The organism is Pseudomonas sp. Bout1 (assembly GCF_034314165.1).
In the GTDB taxonomy this organism is placed as follows: Bacteria; Pseudomonadota; Gammaproteobacteria; order Pseudomonadales; family Pseudomonadaceae; genus Aquipseudomonas.
Window position 1 is genome coordinate 3,270,461 of the sequence record NZ_JAVIWK010000001.1, and the last position, 22,683, is coordinate 3,293,143.

The window sequence follows — 22,683 nt, forward strand, 5'->3', positions numbered from 1 at the left end:
CCAATGTATTTAAGATGGGCGGATCATGCTCGGCAGGGTGCTATCTCACGAATCGAATGAAACAAAGGTAACTATCATTCGGAATGATATAAGCGTACGGCAAGCCCTCTAGAATGGGGGTTTCGTTAGGGAGCTATCAATAGTGTTGATGACAAAGGACTGTTGCGCCGAATGCAAGGAACCCCGGAGGCAGGCGATTGTCGCGCAAAATCACACCACTTGGCAGGTGCTTTTAGGCCACACTTATCGAGCCCCAACCAAACGCTGAACCATAACAGCGGAGAGTCCCATGCCTGATACACCTGCGCTGCGTAGCGTGCTCGAAAATGATCGTTTCCGTCTATTGGTCGATGCCGTGATCGACTATGCGATTTATATGCTGGACCCCAACGGTATTGTCGTCAGTTGGAACTCCGGCGCCCGGCGATTCAAGGGCTACCAGGAGGCAGAGATCCTCGGTTCGCATTTTTCGTGTTTCTACACCCCACAGGACCGCGAGGCCGGCATGCCCGAGCGGGCGTTAAAAGCGGCTACCGAAGAGGGGCGATTCGAGGGCGAAGGCTGGCGTGTGCGCAAGGACGGCACGCACTTCTGGTGCCATGTGGTGATCGACCCGATCCGTGATCCCGATGGCAGCCTGCTGGGCTTCGCGAAGATTACCCGCGACCTGACCGATCATAAGATTGCCGAGCAAACCCTCAAGCAGAGTGAGCAACAGTTTCGCCTGCTGGTGCAGAGCGTCACCGACTACGCCATCTATATGCTCGACCCCGTGGGCCGCGTCAGCAGTTGGAACCTGGGAGCGCAGCACATCAAGGGGTACTTGCCCCTGGAAGTCATCGGCCAACATTTTTCGCTGTTCTACACCGCCCAGGACCGCGCCAACGGTGAACCCCAGCGCGCGCTGGAAGTGGCTGCCCGCGAAGGCCGGTTCGAGAAGCAGGGCTGGCGGGTGCGTAAAGACGGTTCGCAGTTTTTGGCCCACGTGATTATCGACCCGATCTGGTCCGACACCGGCGAGGTGCTGGGCTTTGCCAAGATCACCCGCGATATCAGCGAGGTGGTGCAGGCGCAAAAAGAACTGGAGCTGGCACGTGAGGCGTTGTTCCAGTCACAGAAACTGCAAGCCGTGGGGCAACTCAGCGGCGGCATTGCCCACGACTTCAATAACCTGCTGACGGTGGTGCGTGGCAACCTGGAGCTGTTGCGCAAGCACGTCGGCGACAACCCGAAACTGTCGCGCCTGGTGGACAATGCCGTGCTCGGCACCGACCGGGGGGTGTCATTGACCCAGCGCATGCTGGCTTTCGCCCGGCGCCAGGAGCTGAAAACCGAAGCGGTGTATTTGCCGCAGATGGTCACCAATATTCTCGGCCTGTTGTGCAGCTCGGTAGGGCCCAAGGTGCAGGTGCAGGCGCATCTGGCCCCTGACCTGCCCGCCGTGCATGCCGACATCAACCAATTGGAACTGGCCCTGCTCAACCTTGCCAGCAATGCCCGTGACGCGATGCCTGGCGGCGGCGCGCTGGCCATCGACGCCCAGGTGCGTGAAGCCGAGGGAACGCTTCGCCACGGGCAATACGTATGCCTGTCGATCGTCGATGAGGGCGAAGGCATGGACCCACAAACCCTGGCCCGTGCCGCGGACCCGTTCTTTACCACCAAGGGCGTGGGCAAGGGCACCGGTCTTGGGCTATCAATGGTCCATGGCCTGGCAGAACAGCTGGGTGGCCGCCTGGTGATGCAAAGTACGATAGGGCTGGGCACGCGTGCCGAACTGTGGCTGCCCCTGGCAACCAGCAAGGTCATCAACGCACCCTCGCCGGTTGTGGAACTCGCCGCTCCAGCGTTCAAGACATTGACGATATTGGTAGTGGATGACGACAGCCTGGTGCTCAACAGCACCAAGCTGTTGCTTGAAGACCTTGGCCATCGAGTGATCTGGGCCGCCAGCGGGGCCGTGGCCCTGCAGTGCTTTGCGCAGCACCCGGGCATCGACCTGATGATCACCGACATGGCCATGCCGCACATGGACGGGGCGCAATTGGCCGAGCGTGTGCGGGCGATGCTGCCCGGCTTGCCAATTATTCTCGCCACTGGCTACGCGCTGAACCTGGATGGCCCCATTGCGACACTGCCGCGACTGTTCAAACCCTACAGCCAGTTGCAATTGGCGGAGGTGATGGCCCAGGCGCTTGCGCAGCCAACTGTTGGCTGAACAACAGCAGTCGGGCAGTTGTGGTCTGCGCGGCACAGTCCGGCCCTAATGGATATTTTTAACTAACTGATTTAACTGAATAAAAAATATGGCACGGGCTCTGCAAAGCACAGGTGAACCCTTTCACCCGTCGTTCAGCGGAGCCCAGTATGCCTTGCACCTTTTTCTCGCGTTCACGTTTCATCTGGCTTGGCGCAGCATTGTTGCTGGGCCATGCCGCCGTGTCCCAGGCCGCCGCCGATGGCGATGACGCGGTGCCGTCCCTGGCCGGCAAGCGCATAGCGGTGAGCATGACTGGCACCAGTCACTACTTCGATATCAAGGCGTTCCAGGCCCAGGTCGACGAGATCAAACGCCTCGGCGGCACGCCCATCACCCTGGATGCCGGGCGCAATGACAAGAACCTGGTCACCCAACTGCAAACCGTGGTCACCCAGAAACCCGATGCCGTGATCCAGACCCTCGGTACGCTCAGTGTGATTGACCCGTGGCTCAAGCGCATCAGCAAGGCGGGCATCCCGCTATTCACCATCGATGCGCCTTCGCAATACAGCCTCAACAACACCACCTCCGATAACGTCGCCACCGGCAAGGCCCTGGCCGATCAACTGATCAAGGATGCCGGGGGCAAGGGCAAGATCCTGGTGTTCAACGGCTTCTACGGCGTGCCGGTGTGCGCGATTCGCTACGACCAGTTGAAACTGGCGCTCAAGGACCACCCGCAGTTGGAGATCATCGAGCCGGAACTGCGCGATGTGATCCCCAACACCGTGCAGGATGCTTATTCCCAGGTGTCGGCGTTGCTCAACAAGTACCCGGCCGGCAGCGTCTCGGCGATCTGGGCGGCGTGGGACATTCCGCAACTGGGGGCGAGCAAGGCGTTGATTGATGCCAAGCGCACCGAGATCAAGACCTACGGCGTCGATGGCACGCCTGAAGTGCTGGAGCTGCTCGGCCAGGCCAATTCGCCGGTGGGCGCCGTGGTGGCCCAGCAACCGGCGCTGATCGGCAAGACCGCGGTGCAGAACGTGGCCCGTTACCTGGCCGGGCAGCGCGACTTGCCCAAGGAAACCCACGTGCCGACGCTGTTGACCACGGCGGCCAACCTGGCGCAAGTCCAGCAACTGCGGGGTGATTGATGGCAGCGTTGCACTTGCAGCACCTGCGCAAACGTTTCGGCGCCACCCTGGCCCTGGATGATGCGAGCCTGAAAGTCGAGCGCGGCACCATTCACGGCCTGGTGGGCGAGAACGGTGCCGGCAAGTCGACCTTGATCAAGGTCCTGGCGGGGATCCACAAGGCAGACTCGGGGCAGGTGAGCATCGACGGTCGGCCATATGCGGCATTGTCGCCGCGCCAGGTGGACACGCTTGGCGTGCAGTTCATTCATCAGGAGCGGCTGTTGCCAGCAAGTTTTACCGTCGGCGAGGCGCTGTTTTTTGGGCACGAGTTACGCCGTGGGCCGTTTGTCGACCGGCGTCGGCAACAGCGCGAAGCCGAGCGCTTGTTGGCAGAATATTTTGAATTGCAACTACCGGCCGGGGCGCTGGTAGGCGAGTTGAACAGCGCCGAGCGCCAGGTGCTGCAAATCACCCGGGCGTTGATTCGCAAGCCGAAAATCCTGGTGTTCGACGAACCCAGCGTGGCGCTGGTCAAGCGTGAGGTCGACCAGCTGCTGCGCATCGTCAAGCGCCTGCGGGACCAGGGTTTGTCGATCCTGTACATCTCCCATTACCTGCAGGAAATCGACAGCCTGTGCGATGAAGTCACGGTGCTGCGCAATGGCCGCGATGTGGCGGTGGTGGAGCCTCGGCATACCTCCAGCGCGCAGATTGCGCGGTTGATGGTCAACCGCGAGGTGCAGGAAATGTACCCCAAGGCGCGGGTCGAACCGGGCGCGCCATTGCTGCAAGTGCGCTCGCTGAACCTGGCGCGGCGCTACCGGCAGATCGATCTGGAGTTGCGCCGGGGCGAAATCGTCGGGCTGACCGGGCTGGTCGGGTCGGGGGCCAAGGACTTGCTCAAGGCCCTGTTTGGGGTGGTGCGTCCCGACAGCGGCAGCATTCATCTGGAAGGACGCTTGTTGCGCTTGCGTTCGCCCGGTGACGCCATCGCCCAAGGGATCGCGCTGGTGCCGGAAGAGCGTCGCAGCCAAGGGATTTCGCCACTGCTCACGGTGCTGGAGAACCTCACCCTGGCCGGACTTGAGCGGTTCAGCCGCTGGGGTTTGTTGAGCAAGCGCCGGGAGCATTCCGAAAGCCTGCGCCTGATCGAAGAACTGGCAATCAAGACCCCGGGCCCGCAGGCCGCCGTCAGCCAACTCAGCGGAGGCAATCAGCAGAAGGTCGCCTTGGGTAAATGGCTAAGTCGGCGCTCGGCGGTGTACCTGCTGGACGAGCCGTGCGTGGGCGTGGATGTCGGTGCCAAAGTCGAGATTTACCGCCTGGTCGGGCGCCTGGTGGAAGAGGGCGCTGCGGTGCTGGTGCTGTCTTCTGACCTGCCGGAACTGCTGGGGATTTGCGACCGCATCCTGGTGATGCATCGCGGCCAAATCGCCGGTGAATTCCAGGCCGGTGAGACGGACAGTGATCAACTGTTGGCGTGTGCCACCGGCGCGGTGCAACCTGTTTTATCTGCACCCGTAAGCCGGGAGGTGGCACATGCACCTGCTTGAAAGCGCTGCCCCAGGCTTGTCCCAACGGGTATGGGTGCTGTTGCTGCGACGGGGTTCGGTCGGGGTGTTCCTGGCGATCCTGCTGGGGTTCGCCATTGCCGCGCCGAACTTCCTGTCGGTGGGCAATATTGCCAATGTGTTCAGCCAGTCAGCGATCCTCGGCGTGCTTGCCTTCGGCCTGACCTGCGTGATTATCGGCGGCGGCTCCAACGTGGTGGCCGGCGGGCTCGACCTGTCGCTGGCGGCGAATCTGGGGTTGTGCGCGGCGGTGTTCAGCCGACTCAACAACGCCGGTCTGGACCTTTGGGCAAGCCTGCTGCTGACTTTGGGCTGTGGCCTGGCGGTGGGCCTGCTCAATGGCCTGGCCGTGGTGGTGCTGCGTTTGCCACCGTTGCTCGCCACTCTGGCAAGCATGAATGTGCTGGCCGGGTTGGAGTTGGTCCTGACCGAAAATACCGTGGTTTCTACGGATTCACCGTTGCTCGACCTGCTCAGTGGCGCAACCTGGCTGGCAGTGCCGGCCCTCGCCTGGGTGTTGCTGGTGACGGCATTCGTGCTGACCCTGCTGATCCAGCACACCGCCTACGGCCTGCGCCTGCATGCCGTCGGCGAGTACCCGCACGCCGCCGAGGCCGCAGGGGTTCGGGTACCGGCCTATGTGCTTTCCAGCTATTTGCTGTCGGGGCTGTGTGCGGCGGTGGCGGCGTTGTGTTCGGCGGCGTTTTTCAGCGGCAGCACCACCGGCTCCGGCGACATGTTGCTGTCGGTGGTCGCGATTGCGTTTCTCGGGGTGGTGTTTTCCCGGCGGCTGGTAGCGAGCATCCCCGGCACCTTGCTGGCGACCTTGTTGATCGGTTTTTTGATCAACGGGTTTCAGTTGCTCAACCTGTCGAGCTTCTGGGTCAACGGGGTGCAGGGCGTGCTGATTCTGTTGGTGGTCGCGGCTTCCAGCGCATTGAACCGGGGAGAGCATTCATGAGTCGGGTATCCACGCTGCAAGCACACGGTGGCGGTTGGCGGTCACTGTTGCCCCTGACGTTGCCGCTGGTGTTCGTGGCCATTGTGCTGGTGTTTGCCTGGCAGGCGCCGGGGTTTCTCAGTGGCGGCAACCTGAAAAGCCTGGTGCTGAATAACTTTGTGCTGCTGGCGATTGTCGCCATCGGCATGACTTACGCCGTGGCGGCTGGCGGCATCGATTTGTCGGTGGGTACGGCGCTGGATTTCGCCAGTTTCAGCTTTGTGGTGCTGCTGAATGCCGGGCACGGGTTGGGTGTGGCGGTCGCGGGCGCGTTGGCCGCCGGGCTGCTGGTAGGGCTGTTCAATGCCGGGTTGATCGCGGGCCTGCGGATCAGCCCGTTCCTGGCAACCCTGGGCACCTTGTTTATCGGCACCAGTGCCCAGCAGTTGCTCTCCGATGGCGGCCAGCCGATCTACATTGCGCAAGGGTTCAAGCCGGAACTGGCGAACTTCAGTCCATTGGGCGTGCCATTGCCGTTAATGATCGTACTGGTGTTGGCGGTGGTGTATGGCCTGCTACTGGCCCGTGGGCGCCTGGGGCGTGAACTGTTGGCTCACGGCACCCAGCCGCTGCTGGCGTATTACTCGGGGTTGTCGGCGCGGCGCATCGTCACCACCACGGTGCTGGCGGCGGCGCTGGCGTGTGGGGTGGCGGGGATTCTGCTCAGTTCGACGGTGAGCGCCTATGTGCCGCTGTCGGGCAATGCATTCCTGCTGAATGCGATTGGCGCGGTGTTTATCGGAACCACCCTGAATCGCCAGGGCCGGGCGAATATTCCGGGCACGCTATTGGGCGTGCTGTTTATCAATGTCATCGCCAATGGCTTGCTATTGATCGGCTGGAATTTCTACTGGCAGCAAGTGGCCACTGGCGTGCTGATTTTTGTCGTGTTGGCTTTCAGCTTTATCAGCCGCAGGATTGCCCAAAACACCTGAGGCGCAGCGCCCCAGGTGTCGACCTGGCGGTTACTTTTCCCAGTCGGCCTTGGGAATCAACAGCCCGTGGTTGCCGTTGTAGGCGGCGCGCTCGGGCTGTTTCCAGCCCTCCAGCAGCGCGTCGTCGAGACGGTAGATCTCAACCCCCAGCGGCCGGCAGACCTTCAGCGGGTCTTCGGCATCCGGGCCCCACATTGGTAGCGACAGGTCGCCGCCGGGGCAGGTGGAGAGGGCGCACAGCAGGTCGATTTCGGCAAAGAACTCCAGGTAGTCGCCCTGTTTGGCCGGGCAGGCTTTCATGAAGTACATGTCGTCGTGGTTCAGGCCGGTGCACTGGAAGATATTCAGCACGTCGTGCACGTCGAACTCGGTCAAGCCATGGGGCAACACGGCACGGGTCAGGTTGGAGTGGCAGTGGTGGTGGAAGTCTTCGCCGGTGAGCATCTTGTTCACGTAGGGGTCGCAGCGCGTGCCGAGCAAGTCGTGCAGGCGCCCGCCATGTTCATCGATGCCGTAGTCGGCCAGGCTGTCGTCGGTGATGGTGACCATCGGCCGCAAAAACGGCAGGTTCGACCATAGGCGATCGTAGGTCGTGACGTGGGCGCCTTGCAGTTGGCGGGTACGTGCCGCCCACATGCGTTCGCGGGGGTCGTTGGCACTCCACACGTTGAAGTCGCCGACCTGCGGGCCCACCGGGGTGGTCACGCGGAACACATGGCCTGCCGGCACTTTCCAGGCGCGGCCGGTGCGGATCGGCACTTCGAATTGCTCGATCAGGGTGCGGCCATCCCGGGACTCGCGCACACGGTCATAGAAGGCTTTGTCGACCTGCAAGGCAGCGCCTTTGCTGACTTGGTAGGCTGCTGGATAGTCCTTGTACATGGTAGGTCCTCGTTTCAGGGTTTTGGGATGCTGCTCAGGATGTCCAGCAGCAGCGATTCGGAGTCGTTGAGGTAGCTGGCCAGGGCTTCGCCGGCGGCCTCTTTATGGCCGTCAACCAGCAGGTCGTGGATCTGCCGGTCGCGCTCCAACCAGGGTTTCTGGAAGGTTTCCTCGCTGGGAGCATTGGAAAACACCAGGCGCATCTGGGCCGCAATATGGGTAAAAAACTCGTCCAGCAACGGGCTGCGCATCAGCCCGACGATGTGTTGGTGAAAGCGCAGGCTGTGGGTGCCGAAGGCCTGCCAGTTCTCGCGGTCCTGGGCCAGTTGCGCGGCCTCGATGGCGTCGAGCATCAGGTCGGACTGGTACTCGCGCAGCGGCTTGCTGGCCGCAATCGCCTGCAGCTCCAAGGTGCGCCGCACCTTGAAGATGTCGCGTACCTCATCCACCCCCAGGCGACGCACGATCACGCCTTTATTGCGCACGTAACTGGTCAGGCCCTCGCGGCCCAGGTGGTGCAAGGCTTCGCGCACGGTATTGCGCGAGGCGTTGTAGGCGTTGACCAGTTCGCTCTCCACCAGCGGCATGCCGGGCAGCAGGCGGCCGCCGATGATGTCTTCGCGCAGTTCAATGGCAACCTGGTCGGCCAGCGACAGGCTGGGTTCCTTGGCTTGACTCACGTTGGGGCTCCTGGGGCTCACGCCAGTTGGACGTCTTTGAGGAACTTGGTCATGCGTTCGCTGCGTTGCTCGAGCATTTCGCGCGGCGCGGCGTCCTGGATAATCTCGCCGCCTTCCATGAATACCACGCGATCGGAGAGCTTGAACGCGAAGTTCATTTCATGGGTGACGATGACCATGGTCATGCCTTCGCGGGCCAGTTCCTCGATCACCGCCAGCACGTCGCCCACCAATTCCGGGTCGAGGGCCGAGGTGGGCTCGTCAAACAACATCACCGAAGGCCGCATCGCCAGGGCCCGGGCAATCGCCACCCGTTGCTGCTGGCCGCCGGACAACTGGTGCGGGTATTTGCCGGCGTGTTCCAGCATGCCCACCTTGCGCAGCAGGGCCAGGCTCAACAGGCGCAACTCTTCGCCGCCACCATGGGCATGGTAGACGGGGGCCAGCATCACGTTCTCAAGGGCGGTTTTATGCGGGAACAGGTTGAACCCCTGGAACACCATGCCCACGTGGACAATGCCGCGCATATGCACCTTGTGCCCCAGTGCGCCTTGCGGTTCCTGGGTGCCACGCAGGAACGGCTGGCCTTGCAGGGTGATTTCGCCGCGGTCCAGGCTTTCGAGGCCGTTCATGGTGCGAATCAGCGTGGTCTTGCCCGAGCCCGACGGGCCGATGATCGACACCACCTCGCCCCAGCGCACATTCAGTTCCACACCCTTGAGCACTTCCAGCTCGCCATACGCCTTGCGCACCGCGCGGGCCTGCAGGGCGAACTCGCCGGGCTCGGCCTGGCCCGGGGCTCGTCCCGTCGCCACCTGGTCAAGTTCGGCAGCGGCGATTGCCTTGGGTTTGCGGCGGGTCACATCCAGGTGGTTTTCCAGTACGCGCAACAGCCAACTGAACACTGTCACGATGAATACGTAATAGAACGCCACGGCCAGCATGGTCTCCATCACCAGGAAGTTCTGGGTATAGAGTTGTTGGCCCACCAGCAGGATTTCCGAGAGCGAAATCACCGACACCAGCGAGGTCAGCTTGACGATGGTGATGTATTCGTTGGCCAGCGTCGGCAGGGCAACCCGCAGCGCCTGCGGTACCACGATCAACCGCTGCACCCCGCGATAACCCACGCCCAGCGCCTTGCCGGCTTCGCGCTGGCCCTTGACCACCGCCAGCAAGCCGCCGCGATGAATCTCGGCGATGTAGGCGGCTTCACTCAGCACCAGGGCGATCAAACCCGCAGAGTACGGGTTGGACAGCACCACGCTGGTCGATGGAAATACTTGCGGCAGGTTGTAGACGAAAATCAGCAGGACCAGCAACGGCAGGCTGCGGAAAAACCAGATGTAGGCCCCGGCGCAGTCTCGCAGCCAGCGGCGTTCCGACTGCCGGGCCAGGGCCAGGAAAAACCCCAGCGCGATCCCCAGCAGCCAGGTTTCCAGGCTCAGTTCGACCACGGTGCCGACGGCGCGCCAGAAGTCGCCGTTCCATAACAGGCCCAGGGTGTAGTGCCAATCGAATTGCATAAAGGTGCTCCGCGTGTCAGTTACCCAGTGCCGCACTGATCTCGGCGGCGTTTGGCTCGGCCAGGTTGTAGCGCGCGAGCAGCCTGGCGTAGCTGCCGTCCTGTTTGATCTGGCCCAGGGCAGTGGTCAACTCCTGCAGCAGCGCCGGGTTTTCCTTGCGTACGGCCAGGCCGACCACCACCGGGTAGATCAACTCGCTGGAGCTGATCACGGTTTTGCCGTGCAGTTTTTCGACGGTGATCTTTGCGACCGCGGCGTCTTCCATCTGCACGTCGACCGCCTGGGCCAGCAGGGCCTGGGCGGCTTCCGGGGAAGTCGGGAACTCACGGGACTCGATCGCCGGCTTGCCCGCAGGGATGCAGTATTGAGCCGATACGTTGTTCAGCTTTGGCACCCACGATGCGCCCTTGATCGAGCCGACACGCTTGCCGCACAGGTCTTCCGGGCGTTGGGGCTTGAAGTCACCGGCACTGAGCACCATCAGCGAAGAGCCCGTCTTCAGGTAGCTGAGAAAATCCACCTGCCTGGCGCGCTCGGGCGTGACATACAGCGCCGAGGCCACCACGTCGAAACGCCGGGCGTTGACGCCCAAAATCAGGTTGGCGAAACGGGTGTCGAGAAAACGCGGCGTCAACCCCAGTTGTTTGCCCATCAACTGCATGAACTCCGGGTCGAAACCGGCGGGGGTCTTTTGCTCAAGGTAGGTGTAGGGCGGGTAGGTGAGGTCAGAGCCGATCGACAGTTCGCCCTGTTTGAGGGTGCCCTTGACCTCGGCAGCCGACAGTAGCGGTGCCACACACGCCAGCGTTATCGCCAGCCCCAGGGTGCGGATGGTGTACTTGCCCGTCAGACCTTTTTGCATGTTCGTTGCCTCGGTTGCTGGATGCAGGGGTGGTTTGGATTGTTCAACAATCGCGTATTAGTGAGTAAGCGTTTTTCGTGCCAATGTCGGATTATTGATATTTTTTGATGGGTTTTACGGATGTGAGGATGTGTTTTTGTAAACGCGCACACCAAAACAGTGCGAGTCGCTACCGAGTGCCACATTGTGAAGCGCGCAGGCATGGAGTTTTGCGGGGCATAAACCACGTACTTATTGATAAAGTGCTGCTTCGTTACCGTGAGTGAACAGCAATGACGTCGATGTCCCAACGCCGCTCAACCTTGATTGCCTTGTTGGTCGCCGTCACCTTCTTCATGGAAAACCTCGACGCTACGGTGATCGCGACCGCATTGCCGGACATCGCGAGCACATTCGGGGTGGGCGCGGTGGACGTGAACATCGGCATGAGCGCCTATATGCTCGCCGTGGCGGTGTTTATTCCCATCAGTGGCTGGCTGGCCGACCGCTTGGGTTCGCGGTGGGTTTTCGGTTCGGCCATTGTGCTGTTCAGCGTGTCGTCCCTGATGTGCGGCTGGAGTGACAGCTTGCAGACCTTCGTCGCCGCGCGGGTGTTGCAGGGCATCAGCGGCGCGATGATGGTGCCGGTGGGGCGCCTGGCGGTGCTGCGTACCACCGAGAAAAAAGACCTGGTGCGGGCGATTTCATTCATCACCTGGCCCGGCCTGGTGGCGCCGATACTTGGCCCGCCGGTGGGCGGGTTTATCGTGACCCATGCGTCCTGGCCGTGGATTTTTTACCTCAATTTGCCGCTGGGGCTGCTGGCCTTGATCGCCACGCTGGTGTTGATTCCCAAACGTGAAGAGGTTACTTCCCGCACATTTGATTTCAGTGGTTTCCTGCTGGTGGGCCTCGCCAGTGCCGCGCTGTTGTACGGTGTCGAACTGCTCGGGCAGAGTCGTGGCAGCTTGTTGCAGGGCCTTGTGCTCAGTGGTGCAGGGATGATTCTGGGTGCCTTCGCCTGGCGCCATATGCGCCGGCATGCGCAACCGTTACTGGCGCTGGGTGTGGTGAGCGTACGCACCTTCAGTGTGTGCCTGTGTGGCGGGTCGATTTTCCGGGTGGCCATCAGTACCTTGCCGTTTTTGCTGCCGTTGATGTTTCAACTGGCGTTCGGGCTGTCTGCCTTTGATGCGGGGTTGCTGGTGCTCGCGGTGTTTGCGGGCAACCTGGCGATGAAACCGTTCACCACCTGGGTGATGCAGCGTTGGGGCTTTCGCCCGGTACTGATGATCAACGGCGTCCTTGGCGTGCTGGCGATTGCGGCGTGTGCGCTGCTGGACGAGCGCATGAGTTGGGCGTTGATCCTGTTTATTCTGTTCGTGGGTGGCCTGTCGCGCTCCATGCAGTTCACCTTGTTCAATACGCTGGGGTTTGCCGATATACCCAAGGCGCAGATGAGCGACGCTTCGACGTTGTTCAGCATGTTTTTCCAACTGAGCATGGCCATGGGCGTCGCGATTGGCGCGCTGTTGTTACGTTTTGCCATGAATTTTCACGGCAACACCGGGCAGGCCGCAACGGCCGACTTCCAGATGACGTTCCTGTTGGTGGCAGTGATTGCGGGCATGGCGCTACTGGATAACCTGCGGTTGCCGCCCCAGGCCGGTGAGTCGGTTTTGCAACGCAAGTGAGCCCACGATACCTTCGGGGTATGAAGCAACACCTATTGAATATTGGACGGTTCGAGTTCCCCGCATCAACCTGCGGTTAAGTACACACGCAGGGCCCATAACAATAAAGGCGCAACCATGACCGTGCTATTGAGTGAGCGCAGCCAGATTTTTGATCGTGCAGATGCCTACGCCGTGTCCGACTACGTCAACCAGCATGTGGGCAGCCACTGCATTCGCCTGCCGCCCAAGGGCCGTCCGCAGGCGAGCATCAGCCATCGGACTTTTTCCAGCCTGGACCTGTGCCGCATCAGCTACGGCGCGCCGGTACGGGTGACGTCGGTGGCGCTCGAAACCATCTATCACCTGCAGATCCTGTTGCACGGCCACTGCCGCTCGAACTCCCGTGGCGAAGAGCAGGTGTTGGGGCCAGGGGAAGTGCTGCTGATCAACCCGGATGACCCGGTGGACTTGACCTATTCCGCCGATTGCGAAAAATTCATCATCAAAGTACCTGTGCGCCTGCTGGAAAACGCCTGCCTCGAACAGCACTGGACGTTGCCGCAGCAGGGCATCCGTTTCGCCGCGCCGCGCCACGCGCTCAACGAAATGGGCGGGTTCCTGCAATTGTTGGGGCTGATCTGCCACGAGGCCGAAAACGCCGCCGAGCCCGAAGTGCAGGGCCTGTACGAGCGCATCGTGGCCAATAAGCTGCTGGCGCTGCTGGCCAGCAACGTACTGCGGGTGATCCCGCGGCCGGACCAAGGCGGCGGCTTTGAAGCGGTGCGTCAATTCATTGAGGAGCATCTGACTGACGACATCAGCGTCGAGCAACTGATGACTGTCGCCAGGGTCAGCGAGCGTTCGCTGTATAACCTGTTTGAACGTCAGGTCGGCCTGTCGCCCCGGGACTACCTGCGCCAGCGCAAGCTGGAGCGGGTGCACGCCATGCTGCAACTGGCCACAGCGCGCAGTGTGACCGAGGTGGCGCTGGATCATGGGTTTGTGCACCTGGGACGATTCTCCGAGGCCTATCGCAAACGCTTTGGCGAGCTGCCCTCGCAGACCTGGAAGCGTCGGCTTGCGCCAGGCGGATAACGAATTGCAGTCAGCGGATATTGAGGGGTAGGGCAAGCACATAAGGTGGGGGGGCCTGATACAAGAACAACCGAGGGCCTACCCCATGATCAGCACATTTGACCGACTCGCCTTGCAACTGCGCGAATCTGTCCAGGAAGATCCCGCCACCGGGGTGTTCCGTTGCCGCCGCGACATATTCACCGACCCCGACCTGTTTGCCCTGGAGATGAAACACATTTTCGAAGGCGGTTGGGTCTACCTGGCACACGAAAGCCAGGTGCCAGAAATCAACGACTACTTCACCACCTGGATCGGCCGCCAACCGGTGGTCATCACCCGCGACAAACAAGGCACCCTGCATGGCCTGGTCAACGCCTGTGCCCACCGCGGGGCTATGCTCTGCCGCCGCAAGCAGGGCAACAAGGGTTCGTTTACCTGCCCGTTCCACGGCTGGACCTTCAGCAACGCCGGCAAGCTGCTCAAAGTGAAGGACGCCAAGACCGGCGCCTATCCCGACAGCTTCGACTGCGACGGCTCCCACGATCTCAAGCGCCTTGGCCGCTTCGAAAACTATCGCGGCTTCCTGTTCGGCAGCCTCAGCGAGACGGTGCCGGAACTCAGCGATTACCTGGGTGAAACCCGGGTGATCATCGACCAGATGGTCGACCAGGCACCGCTGGGCCTGGAAGTGCTGCGGGGCAGCTCGTCGTATGTGTATGACGGCAACTGGAAGCTGCAGATCGAAAACGGTGCCGATGGTTACCACGTCAGCTCCGTGCACTGGAACTACTCGGCGACCATGGGCCGGCGCAACTATGAAGCCGAAGGCACGCGTACCGTCGATGCCAATGGCTGGTCGAAAAGCCTGGGCGGTGTCTACGCCTTTGACCACGGCCATATCCTGCTGTGGACGCGCCTGCTCAACCCCGAAGTGCGCCCGGTGCACGCCCACCGCGAAGCGCTGGCCGAGCGCCTGGGCCAGGCACGTGCCGACTTTATCGTCGATCAAACGCGCAACCTGTGCCTCTACCCGAATGTGTACCTGATGGACCAGTTCTCCACGCAGATCCGCGTGGTGCGGCCAATTGCGGTCGACAAGACCGAAGTCACGATCTATTGCATGGCGCCCAAGGGTGAAAGTGCCGAGGAACGCACAACGCGCATTCGCCAGTACGAAGACTTCTTCAACGTCAGCGGCATGGGCACGCCGGACGACCTGGAGGAATTTCGCGCCTGCCAGACCGGCTACCAGGGCGCGACCACCTTGTGGAACGACCTCAGCCGCGGCGCCAGGCAGTGGGTCGAAGGCGCCGACGAAAACGCCCAGGCCATGGGCATGCACCCGCAACTCAGCGGGGTCAAGACCGAGGATGAAGGCCTGTTCGTCCGCCAGCACGCCCATTGGGCCCAGAGCCTGCAACGCGCGATTGAGCGCGAGCGCCAAGGCTTGATCGCCACGGACAAGGAGGTGCTGTCATGAGTGCTTCCCGCGACCGCCTGCTGGACTTTCTGTACCGCGAAGCGCGCCTGCTGGATGACCGCCAGTGGGACGAATGGCTCGAATGCTACTCACCCAAGGTCGAGTATTGGATGCCGGCGTGGGACGACCACGACACCCTGACCGAAGACCCCCAAAGCGAAATCTCGCTGATCTATTACCCCAGCCGCGACGGCCTGGAAGACCGCGTGTTCCGGATCAAGACCGAGCGCTCCAGCGCCAGTACCCCGGAGCCGCGCACCGCGCACCTGATCACCAACCTCGAAGTGCTGGCCGACGACGGCCAATACGTGGAGCTGCGTTTCAACTGGCAAACCCTCAGCCATCGCTACAAGACTACGGATACGTACTTTGGCACCTCGTTCTATCGCCTGGACATCCGCGCCGAGCAGCCGCTGATCACGCGCAAGAAAGTGGTGCTGAAAAACGACTACATCCATCAGGTCATCGACATCTACCACATCTGAGGACACGCGCATGACGTACTCCATTGCCCTGAACTTCGAGGACGGGGTGACCCGTTTTATCGACTGCAAGGTGGGTGAAAAGGTCCTCGACGCGGCCTTTCGCCAACGTATCAACCTGCCCATGGACTGCTCGGACGGCGTGTGTGGCACTTGCAAATGCCGCTGTGAAACCGGCGCCTATGACCTGGGCGACGACTACATCGAAGACGCCCTGAGCGAGGATGAAGCCGGTGAGCGCCAGGTGCTGACGTGCCAGATGGTGCCGCAGTCCGATTGCGTGATTGCCGTGCCGGTGCCGTCCAGTGCGTGCAAGACCGGTACCGCGCAGTTTGCCGCGACGGTGGCGAGCATTACCCGGCATGCCGATGCGGCGCTGGAGGTGAGTTTCGAACTGGACCAGGCGCCGGTATTCCTGCCGGGCCAGTACGTGAATATCGGCGTGCCGGACAGTGGGCAGACCCGCTCGTACTCCTTCAGCAGCAAGCCCGGCGACCAACGCGCAAGCTTCCTGATCAAGCATGTGCCGGGCGGGCTGATGAGCGGCTGGCTGGAACGCGCCCAGCCGGGGGACGCCGTACCGATGACCGGGCCATTGGGCAGTTTTTATCTGCGTGAAGTGGCGCGTCCGTTGCTGTTACTGGCGGGCGGCACCGGGCTGGCGCCGTTCCTGTCGATGCTGGAAGTGTTGGCCGAACGCGGGGAAACCCCCGCCGTTACGCTGATCTACGGCGTGACACGGGACCAGGACCTGGTGCTGGTCGAGGTGCTGAAAGCCTTCGCCAAGCGCCTGCCCAACTTCAACTTCGTCACCTGCGTGGCGGACCCACACACCACGCACCCACAGCAGGGCTATGTCACCCAGCACATGGCCGCAAACGTGCTGAACGACGGCGACGTGGACGTGTACCTGTGCGGGCCGCCGCCGATGGTCGACGCGGTGCGCCAGCACTTCAAGAGCCAGGGCGTCACCCCGGCGAGCTTCCACTTCGAGAAGTTCACGCCCAACGCCATCGTCACCGGCGACGCCGCCTGAGGAAAGCACCATGAACTCACGTTTCAATACCAAGGTGGCGCTGGTTACCGGCGCCGCCCAGGGCATCGGCCGACGTGTTGCCGAGCGTTTGCTGGAAGAGGGCGCCTGGCTGGTGGCGGTCGACCGTTCGGAACTCGTGCATGAATTGCAGCATGAGCGGGCATTGGTCCTTACCGCTGACCTGGAGCAGCATGCCGAATGCGCCCGTGTGATGGCCGCGGCCAAGGCGCGTTTCGGGCGTATCGACATCCTGGTCAACAACGTTGGCGGCACCATTTGGGCCAAGCCCTTTGAGCACTACGCCGAGAGCGAAATCGAGGCCGAAGTGCGCCGCTCGCTGTTCCCGACGCTGTGGTGCTGCCATTGCGTGCTGCCCTACATGCTGGAGCAGGGCAGCGGCGCCATCGTCAACGTGTCCTCGGTTGCTACGCGCGGGGTGAACCGCGTGCCGTATGGCGCGGCCAAGGGCGGCGTCAACGCCCTCACGGCATGCCTGGCCCTGGAGACCGCCGGCAGTGGCATCCGCGTAAATGCCACCGCACCTGGCGGCACCGAAGCGCCGCCGCGCCGCATCCCGCGCAACAGCCAACCCCAGAGCGACCAGGAGCGCGTCTGGTACCAACAGATCGTCGACCAGACCCTCGACAGCAGCCCGATGAAGCGCTACGGCAGCATCGACGAACAGGCCGGCGCCATCCTGTTTCTGGCCTGCGATGAGGCCTCCTACATCACGGGCGTCACCTTGCCGGTAGGCGGCGGCGACCTCGGCTGACCCACTGCTGTACCTGCAGACACTGACTCACAACAACAATAATGAGAGCACTGCCATGCGTACCCATGACGTCCATTCGATTATCGATAACGCCCGTTTCAGCCGCTTCCACTGGCTGGTGATGGGCTTGTGTGCCTTGCTGTTGATCTTTGACGGCTATGACTTGTTTATCTACGGCGTGGTATTGCCCTCCATCATGAAGGAGTGGGGCTTGTCGCCTTTGCAGGCAGGCGCCCTGGGCAGTTATGCGCTGTTCGGCATGATGTTCGGCGCGCTGGCGTTCGGCAGCCTGGCGGACCGGATTGGCCGCAAGAAAGGCATCGCCATTTGCTTCACGTTGTTCAGCGTTGCCACGGTGGTTAACGGTTTTGCCGGCAGCCCGACTGAGTTCGGTATTTGCCGGTTTATCGCAGGCTTGGGTTGTGGCGGGTTGATGCCCAATGCAGTCGCATTGATGAACGAATACGCACCGAAGAAGATCCGCAGCACCCTGGTAGCCTTGATGTTCAGTGGTTATTCACTGGGCGGCATGCTCTCGGCGGGCGTGGGGATTTACCTGCTGCCGCGCTATGGCTGGGAGTCGATGTTCTTCGTCGCCACCGTGCCGTTGTTGCTGCTGCCGGTGATTGTCTATTGGCTGCCTGAATCGGTCGGCTTCCTGATTCGCCAGGGCCGGCTGGAACAGGCTCGTGCCTTGCTCAAGCGCCTGTCGCCCGACGCCTGCATCGAAGCCGACGACACGTTGCAGATCAGCACCGGCAAAGGCAAGGGCGCCTCGGTGCTGGAGCTGTTTCGCCATGGCCTGGCGGTACGCACCGCGTCGATCTGGGTCGCATTCTTCTGCTGCCTGCTGATGGTCTACGCCCTGAGTTCGTGGTTGCCCAAGCTGATGGCCGGGGCCGGTTACAGCTTGGGGTCGAGCCTGTCGTTCCTGCTGGCGCTGAACTTTGGAGGCATGGCCGGGGCGATTCTCGGCGGCTGGCTGGGTGACCGGCTGAACCTGGTGAAAGTCATGATCGGCTTCTTCATCGCCGCTGCGGTGTCCATCAGCCTGCTGGGCATCAACAGCCCGATGCCGGTCCTGTACCTGCTGATCTTCATCGCGGGCGCCACCACCATCGGCACACAAATCCTGCTGTATGCCGGTACTGCGCAGCTGTATGGCTTGTCGATTCGTTCCACCGGGTTGGGTTGGGCGTCGGGTATCGGCCGCAACGGCGCGATTGTCGGCCCGTTGCTGGGCGGTGCACTGATGGGCATCGAACTGCCGCTGCAGCTTAACTTCCTGGCGTTTGCCGTTCCCGGCGCCATCGCTGCGCTGGCGATGACTGCGTATGCCCTGAATGAGCGGCGCTCCAGCACCGATTTGGTCACTGCGCAGGCGCTGTGACTTTTTAAACCGTCGATAACAATAACTAAGAGCAACGACATGAACACACAACGTATCTGGCTGTCCCTGTTGGGCATGCCCCTTGCGGCGACAGCGGCCGAAGGTGGTTTTTTCGCAGACTCCACGGCCACCTTGCAGGCCCGCAACTATTATTTCAGCCGCGACTTCTCGGACATTGTCGGGGCCAACAAACAGTCAAAGGCAGAGGAGTGGGGCCAGGGTTTTATCCTGACCTATAAATCCGGCTATACCCCGGGCCCCGTCGGTTTTGGCCTGGATGCATTGGGCACCTTGGGCCTGAAGCTCGACAGCAGCCCGGACCGCACCAATACCGGCTTGCTGCCGGTCAAGGGCGATGGCAGCGCCCCGGACGATTACAGCCGCCTGGGCCTGACCTTCAAGGCCAGGTTCTCCAAGACCGAACTGAAGGTCGGCGAGCTGCAACCCAACCTGCCGGTGTTAGCGTTCAGCGACATTCGCCTGCTGCCGCCGAGCTACCAGGGCGTAAGCGTCAGCTCCGGGGAAATTGCAGGCCTGACGGTCCAGGCCGGGCACTTGACCACCACCAGTCTGCGCAACGAAGCCGGTGACGAGAAGATGATCGCCATGCTCGGCCATGTGCCGCAGCGCGGTGCAGAAAGTGATGCATTCAACTACCTCGGTGGCGACTACGCCTTCAACACCAACCGCACCAGCGTCAGCTATTGGCATGGCCAACTCAAAGACATCTACAGCCAGGACTTTATCGGCCTCAAGCACAGCCAGCCAATGGGCGACTGGGTGCTCGGGGCCAACCTGGGTTACTACGATGCCCGCGAGGACGGCGACAAATTGCTCGGCAAGATCGACAACCAGGCGTTTTTCTCGCTGCTGTCGGCCAAGCATGGCGGGCATATCTTCTACGTGGGCTATCAAGCCATGTATGGCGACAGTGCGTTCCCGCGGGTCTTCGCCAACATCACGCCACTGGGTAACGAGGTGCCCACCTACGAGTTCGCCTACACCGACGAACGCTCCTGGCAAGTGCGGTACGACTATGACTTTGTGGCGCTGGGCATTCCGGGGCTGACCAGCACGGTGCGCTATATCACCGGCAATAACGTGACCACCGGCGCCGGCTACGAAGGCCGTGACCGCGAGCGTGACCTGGACATCGGTTATGTGGTGCAAAGCGGCACGTTGAGCGGCCTGGGTATTCGGGTACGTAACGTCATGGCCCGTTCGAACTACCGCAGCGATATCGATGAGAACCGGTTGATCCTCAGTTACACCTGGAAGCTGCTTTAAACGCCGCCCTGGCACGTACCCATGACCTGGTAGTTGACGGTATGGCGGGCGCCCTGGCTGTCGAGGTAAACCATCGTCGCCGGCTCTACCTGGCAACTGCCGGGCACGGGTGAGATTGAAACGATGCGCTGGATATCCGGCGCATCATTGCTGCCAGCCGCCAGGGCGCCGGTGGCGGTGAAGAGCAGGATCAGGCTGAACCATTTGATATTCATGATGAGTCCCTCTGTGAGTAGGCTTCATTTTAGTGATTGGCGCAGCGGGATAAAGACAGGAACAGGTGAATGATTCATACGTATTGCGTAGCAATCAAGGGGCAACGCTGATGGACCTGCTCAATGGCATGCGAGTGTTTGCCCGGGTTGTCGACACTGGCAGTTTTGCCGCCGCGGCCGAGGCACTGGAAGTGTCCGGGGCGCAGGTGTCGCGATTGATTGGCGAGCTGGAAAAACACCTTGAGACCCGCCTGTTGCAGCGCACCACAAGGCGCCTGAGCCTGACTGATTCCGGCGAGCGGTTCCTGCTGCGCTGCCGCGACATTCTTGAAGACGTGAGGGAAGCCACGGCCGAGGCCAGCGGCGCGCACCTCAACCCTCGCGGGCGGTTGCGGGTGCATTGCATGAGCGGGTTGGGAGTATTGATCACGCCATTGATTGCCCGCTACAGCGAGCAATACCCGGATGTATGCATGGAGTTGACCTTGTCACAGCACAACCCGGACCCGCTGGAAGAAGGCCACGACGTGGTGATCTCCATCGCCCATTCGTTGCCGGATTCGGCGTTGGTCAGCCAGACGATCGGGCAGTTGTTCAGTGTGCCCTGTGCGGCTCCGGGATACCTGGCCAGGTACGGCGTGCCCAAGCATCCGCAACAGTTGATGCAGCATCGACGGTTGCATCTGCAGGACTTCCAGGAGGATGCGTGGTTGTTCACGGGGGGAGAGGGCGAGGTTGCGATTTCGCCGGGTGACACCTTCAGGACCAATGTCGCGGATGCGATGGTCAAGGCGACGCAGGAGGGCATGGGCATCAGTTTATTGCCGTTTTTCAGCGCAAGCGCGGCGTTGCGCGAGGGCTCGTTGGTGCGGTTGTTGCCCGCCTATCGGCTACGGGAGCGGAGCATTTTCGCGGTGTATCCATCGAGGCGCTTTCTGGATGCCAAGGTACGCACGTGGGTGGCGTTTTTGCAGGTGCAACTGCCGGTGTTGTTGGCGGAGCAGGTGAAAGTGATTGAGGCGCCCCGAGGCTAACGTTGCAGTACTGCGGATGTAACCGAGCCCTGTTGGCCACGCGGGCGAGCGGTGCCGGCGGGCGCGTGGAAACAAACTCCTCTTCAGACTAATAGGAATAGGCAAACTTCCTGGATTTACCGGCATAGGTCGACGGCGATTACCTGACTACCATGGGTGCACGTCAACCGAGAGGCATCTCCCATGAGTATTCACAAAACCCTGTTCATCACCGGTATCAGCAGCGGCTTTGGCAAGGCGCTGGCGGCAGAGGCGTTGGCTGCCGGCCACCGCGTCATCGGTACCGTGCGTAACCAGGACGCGTTGCAAGCGTTTGAAGCGTTGTCCGCGGAACGTGCCCATGGGGTGATCCTGGATGTCACCGACTTTGAGCGGATTGACAGCATGGTCGCCGAGACCGAGACCCGCTTCGGCCCGGTGGACGTCCTGGTAAACAACGCAGGTTACGGCCACGAGGGCATTTTCGAAGAGTCGCCGCTGGAAGACATGCGTCGTCAGTTCGACGTCAACGTGTTCGGCGCCGTGGCCGTGACCAAGGCCTTCGTGCCGTACTTCCGCCAGCGCCGCAGCGGGCACATCATCAACATCACGTCGATGGGCGGCACGATTACCATGCCGGGTATCGCCTATTACTGCGCCAGCAAGTTCGCACTGGAAGGCATCTCCGACACCTTGAGTAAAGAACTCAAGCCGTTGAATATTTTTGTCACCGCTGTAGCCCCCGGCTCGTTTCGCACCGATTGGGCCGGCCGCTCGATGCAGCGTACGCCCCGCAGCATTGCCGACTACGATGCCAGCTTTGACCCGGTGCGCCAGGCGCGGGAAGAGAAAAGCGGCCACCAATTGGGCGACCCGCAAAAAGCCGCACAAGCGATGTTGACGCTGATCGCCTGCGCCAACCCACCTGCGCACCTGCTGCTGGGCAGTGATGCGTTGGGTTATGTGCGGGAAAAGCTGGTGCAATCCCTGCGGGATATCGATCAGTGGGAGGCGCTGACGCGGTCTACGGATGGTTAAGCGGTGAGTCAGAGGCTATCGGGGTCCCCGTTCGACAGTGGGTGATCTTTGATGGCCATGACGTGTTTATCTGCGGGGTAGTCCTGCCGTCGACCATGCGCGCTGTTGCCCCTTCTAGTGCATACGCATGTGGGGGATTGAGGGCGCTTAACCTGTGGCTTTTAGAGTGAGCCGGTCATTAAGCCAACGAAATAGCCTCAATTTAATGCCAATTATTGTTGAGGTTTACGCAACAAAAGTGCGCAGCAGGTAACCCTGATGTGCACGATTGTGTAGCGTGGTAGCACATTCGAGCCTGCTTGGGGTATCCCACAAAAACCTCATCAGTCAGCTAAATGACTGAACCGGCATGAGTGCGATTTTTTAAGTCAGGCGCAACAACCTCGCTCAACTACCCGCCAAGGCCAGTGTCACCCGCAGCGTAGCCGTCGCTCAGGTATGCC

General features: G+C 61.5%; 20 protein-coding genes. 15 read left to right on the plus strand and 5 right to left on the minus strand.

Annotated elements, in window-relative coordinates; all coding sequences use genetic code 11:
* Positions 1-289: 289 nt before the first annotated feature.
* The 5 genes from RGV33_RS15310 to RGV33_RS15330 all read left to right on the plus strand — a co-directional run bounded on the left by RGV33_RS15310 (position 290) and on the right by RGV33_RS15330 (position 6,845).
* Positions 290-2,218 (plus strand): PAS domain S-box protein, encoded by a 1,929-nt coding sequence (locus RGV33_RS15310; protein WP_322144986.1) that lies wholly within the window; start codon positions 290-292, stop codon positions 2,216-2,218.
* 149 nt (positions 2,219-2,367) lie between these two features.
* Positions 2,368-3,357 (plus strand): sugar ABC transporter substrate-binding protein, encoded by a 990-nt coding sequence (locus RGV33_RS15315; protein WP_322144987.1) that lies wholly within the window; start codon positions 2,368-2,370, stop codon positions 3,355-3,357.
* Positions 3,357-4,892 (plus strand): sugar ABC transporter ATP-binding protein, encoded by a 1,536-nt coding sequence (locus RGV33_RS15320; protein WP_322144988.1) that lies wholly within the window; start codon positions 3,357-3,359, stop codon positions 4,890-4,892. The genes RGV33_RS15315 and RGV33_RS15320 overlap by 1 nt, the downstream gene beginning before the upstream one ends.
* A complete protein-coding gene (locus tag RGV33_RS15325) occupies positions 4,879-5,871 on the plus strand; it encodes an ABC transporter permease (protein ID WP_322144989.1) in 993 nt (330 codons plus the stop codon). The genes RGV33_RS15320 and RGV33_RS15325 overlap by 14 nt, the downstream gene beginning before the upstream one ends.
* Positions 5,868-6,845 (plus strand): ABC transporter permease, encoded by a 978-nt coding sequence (locus RGV33_RS15330; protein WP_322144990.1) that lies wholly within the window; start codon positions 5,868-5,870, stop codon positions 6,843-6,845. The genes RGV33_RS15325 and RGV33_RS15330 overlap by 4 nt, the downstream gene beginning before the upstream one ends.
* Before the next feature lie 30 nt (positions 6,846-6,875).
* Here the strand turns inward: RGV33_RS15330 and RGV33_RS15335 are convergent, their stop codons facing one another.
* The 4 genes from RGV33_RS15335 to RGV33_RS15350 are packed head-to-tail and all read right to left on the minus strand — an operon-like array spanning position 6,876 to position 10,795.
* Positions 6,876-7,727: an urea carboxylase-associated family protein gene (locus RGV33_RS15335; RefSeq protein WP_003210853.1), complete on the minus strand. Its 852-nt coding sequence runs from the start codon at positions 7,725-7,727 to the stop codon at positions 6,876-6,878.
* A 14-nt stretch (positions 7,728-7,741) separates the two neighbouring features.
* Positions 7,742-8,407 (minus strand): GntR family transcriptional regulator, encoded by a 666-nt coding sequence (locus tag RGV33_RS15340; RefSeq protein WP_322144991.1) that lies wholly within the window; start codon positions 8,405-8,407, stop codon positions 7,742-7,744.
* Positions 8,408-8,424: 17 nt separating this feature from the next.
* Positions 8,425-9,933, minus strand: coding sequence for an amino acid ABC transporter permease/ATP-binding protein (locus RGV33_RS15345; RefSeq protein WP_322144992.1), 1,509 nt, complete (start codon positions 9,931-9,933; stop codon positions 8,425-8,427).
* A gap of 16 nt (positions 9,934-9,949) precedes the next feature.
* Positions 9,950-10,795 (minus strand): ABC transporter substrate-binding protein, encoded by an 846-nt coding sequence (locus RGV33_RS15350; protein WP_322144993.1) that lies wholly within the window; start codon positions 10,793-10,795, stop codon positions 9,950-9,952.
* 272 nt (positions 10,796-11,067) lie between these two features.
* Here RGV33_RS15350 and RGV33_RS15355 point away from each other — a divergent pair, with 272 nt between their 5' ends.
* The 8 genes from RGV33_RS15355 to RGV33_RS15390 all read left to right on the plus strand — a co-directional run bounded on the left by RGV33_RS15355 (position 11,068) and on the right by RGV33_RS15390 (position 19,974).
* Positions 11,068-12,468, plus strand: coding sequence for an MFS transporter (locus RGV33_RS15355; RefSeq protein WP_322144994.1), 1,401 nt, complete (start codon positions 11,068-11,070; stop codon positions 12,466-12,468).
* A 117-nt stretch (positions 12,469-12,585) separates the two neighbouring features.
* A complete protein-coding gene (locus RGV33_RS15360) occupies positions 12,586-13,545 on the plus strand; it encodes an AraC family transcriptional regulator (RefSeq protein WP_322144995.1) in 960 nt (319 codons plus the stop codon).
* A gap of 85 nt (positions 13,546-13,630) precedes the next feature.
* The gene (locus RGV33_RS15365) at positions 13,631-15,007 is read left to right on the plus strand and encodes a Rieske 2Fe-2S domain-containing protein (protein WP_322144996.1); all 1,377 of its coding nucleotides are present in this window, start codon (positions 13,631-13,633) and stop codon (positions 15,005-15,007) included.
* Positions 15,004-15,492 (plus strand): benzoate 1,2-dioxygenase small subunit, encoded by a 489-nt coding sequence (gene benB / locus RGV33_RS15370; protein ID WP_322144997.1) that lies wholly within the window; start codon positions 15,004-15,006, stop codon positions 15,490-15,492. The genes RGV33_RS15365 and benB overlap by 4 nt, the downstream gene beginning before the upstream one ends.
* Before the next feature lie 10 nt (positions 15,493-15,502).
* A complete protein-coding gene (benC, locus tag RGV33_RS15375) occupies positions 15,503-16,525 on the plus strand; it encodes a benzoate 1,2-dioxygenase electron transfer component BenC (RefSeq protein WP_322144998.1) in 1,023 nt (340 codons plus the stop codon).
* A 10-nt stretch (positions 16,526-16,535) separates the two neighbouring features.
* The gene (locus tag RGV33_RS15380) at positions 16,536-17,297 is read left to right on the plus strand and encodes a 1,6-dihydroxycyclohexa-2,4-diene-1-carboxylate dehydrogenase (protein ID WP_322144999.1); all 762 of its coding nucleotides are present in this window, start codon (positions 16,536-16,538) and stop codon (positions 17,295-17,297) included.
* Between the two features lie 55 nt (positions 17,298-17,352).
* On the plus strand, positions 17,353-18,687 hold the full coding sequence (locus tag RGV33_RS15385) for an MFS transporter (RefSeq protein WP_322145000.1): 1,335 nt from the start codon (positions 17,353-17,355) through the stop codon (positions 18,685-18,687).
* Positions 18,688-18,726: 39 nt separating this feature from the next.
* Positions 18,727-19,974: an OprD family porin gene (locus tag RGV33_RS15390; RefSeq protein ID WP_322145001.1), complete on the plus strand. Its 1,248-nt coding sequence runs from the start codon at positions 18,727-18,729 to the stop codon at positions 19,972-19,974.
* Here the strand turns inward: RGV33_RS15390 and RGV33_RS15395 are convergent.
* Positions 19,971-20,189 carry a DUF2790 domain-containing protein gene (locus tag RGV33_RS15395; RefSeq protein WP_322145002.1) on the minus strand — a complete coding sequence of 73 codons (219 nt, stop codon included), beginning with the start codon at positions 20,187-20,189 and terminating at the stop codon, positions 19,971-19,973. The genes RGV33_RS15390 and RGV33_RS15395 overlap by 4 nt on opposite strands.
* Positions 20,190-20,299: 110 nt before the next feature.
* Here RGV33_RS15395 and RGV33_RS15400 point away from each other — a divergent pair, with 110 nt between their 5' ends.
* Positions 20,300-21,223: a LysR family transcriptional regulator gene (locus RGV33_RS15400; RefSeq protein ID WP_322148681.1), complete on the plus strand. Its 924-nt coding sequence runs from the start codon at positions 20,300-20,302 to the stop codon at positions 21,221-21,223.
* 183 nt (positions 21,224-21,406) lie between these two features.
* Positions 21,407-22,240: an oxidoreductase gene (locus RGV33_RS15405; protein WP_322145003.1), complete on the plus strand. Its 834-nt coding sequence runs from the start codon at positions 21,407-21,409 to the stop codon at positions 22,238-22,240.
* The last annotated feature ends 443 nt before the right edge of the window (positions 22,241-22,683 follow it).

Bases quoted from the DNA above. Each gene is read 5' to 3' on its own strand.
- RGV33_RS15385 (WP_322145000.1), top strand. From the start codon at position 17,353: ATGCGTACCCATGACGTCCATTCGATTATCGATAACGCCCGTTTCAGC.
- RGV33_RS15325 (WP_322144989.1), top strand. From the start codon at position 4,879: ATGCACCTGCTTGAAAGCGCTGCCCCAGGCTTGTCCCAACGGGTATGG.
- RGV33_RS15405 (WP_322145003.1), top strand. From the start codon at position 21,407: ATGAGTATTCACAAAACCCTGTTCATCACCGGTATCAGCAGCGGCTTT.
- benB (WP_322144997.1), top strand. From the start codon at position 15,004: ATGAGTGCTTCCCGCGACCGCCTGCTGGACTTTCTGTACCGCGAAGCG.
- RGV33_RS15350 (WP_322144993.1), bottom strand. From the start codon at position 10,795: ATGCAAAAAGGTCTGACGGGCAAGTACACCATCCGCACCCTGGGGCTG.
- RGV33_RS15320 (WP_322144988.1), top strand. From the start codon at position 3,357: ATGGCAGCGTTGCACTTGCAGCACCTGCGCAAACGTTTCGGCGCCACC.
- RGV33_RS15365 (WP_322144996.1), top strand. From the start codon at position 13,631: ATGATCAGCACATTTGACCGACTCGCCTTGCAACTGCGCGAATCTGTC.
- RGV33_RS15345 (WP_322144992.1), bottom strand. From the start codon at position 9,933: ATGCAATTCGATTGGCACTACACCCTGGGCCTGTTATGGAACGGCGAC.
- RGV33_RS15330 (WP_322144990.1), top strand. From the start codon at position 5,868: ATGAGTCGGGTATCCACGCTGCAAGCACACGGTGGCGGTTGGCGGTCA.
- RGV33_RS15380 (WP_322144999.1), top strand. From the start codon at position 16,536: ATGAACTCACGTTTCAATACCAAGGTGGCGCTGGTTACCGGCGCCGCC.
- RGV33_RS15390 (WP_322145001.1), top strand. From the start codon at position 18,727: ATGAACACACAACGTATCTGGCTGTCCCTGTTGGGCATGCCCCTTGCG.
- benC (WP_322144998.1), top strand. From the start codon at position 15,503: ATGACGTACTCCATTGCCCTGAACTTCGAGGACGGGGTGACCCGTTTT.
- RGV33_RS15400 (WP_322148681.1), top strand. From the start codon at position 20,300: ATGGACCTGCTCAATGGCATGCGAGTGTTTGCCCGGGTTGTCGACACT.
- RGV33_RS15355 (WP_322144994.1), top strand. From the start codon at position 11,068: ATGACGTCGATGTCCCAACGCCGCTCAACCTTGATTGCCTTGTTGGTC.
- RGV33_RS15360 (WP_322144995.1), top strand. From the start codon at position 12,586: ATGACCGTGCTATTGAGTGAGCGCAGCCAGATTTTTGATCGTGCAGAT.
- RGV33_RS15335 (WP_003210853.1), bottom strand. From the start codon at position 7,727: ATGTACAAGGACTATCCAGCAGCCTACCAAGTCAGCAAAGGCGCTGCC.
- RGV33_RS15395 (WP_322145002.1), bottom strand. From the start codon at position 20,189: ATGAATATCAAATGGTTCAGCCTGATCCTGCTCTTCACCGCCACCGGC.
- RGV33_RS15310 (WP_322144986.1), top strand. From the start codon at position 290: ATGCCTGATACACCTGCGCTGCGTAGCGTGCTCGAAAATGATCGTTTC.
- RGV33_RS15315 (WP_322144987.1), top strand. From the start codon at position 2,368: ATGCCTTGCACCTTTTTCTCGCGTTCACGTTTCATCTGGCTTGGCGCA.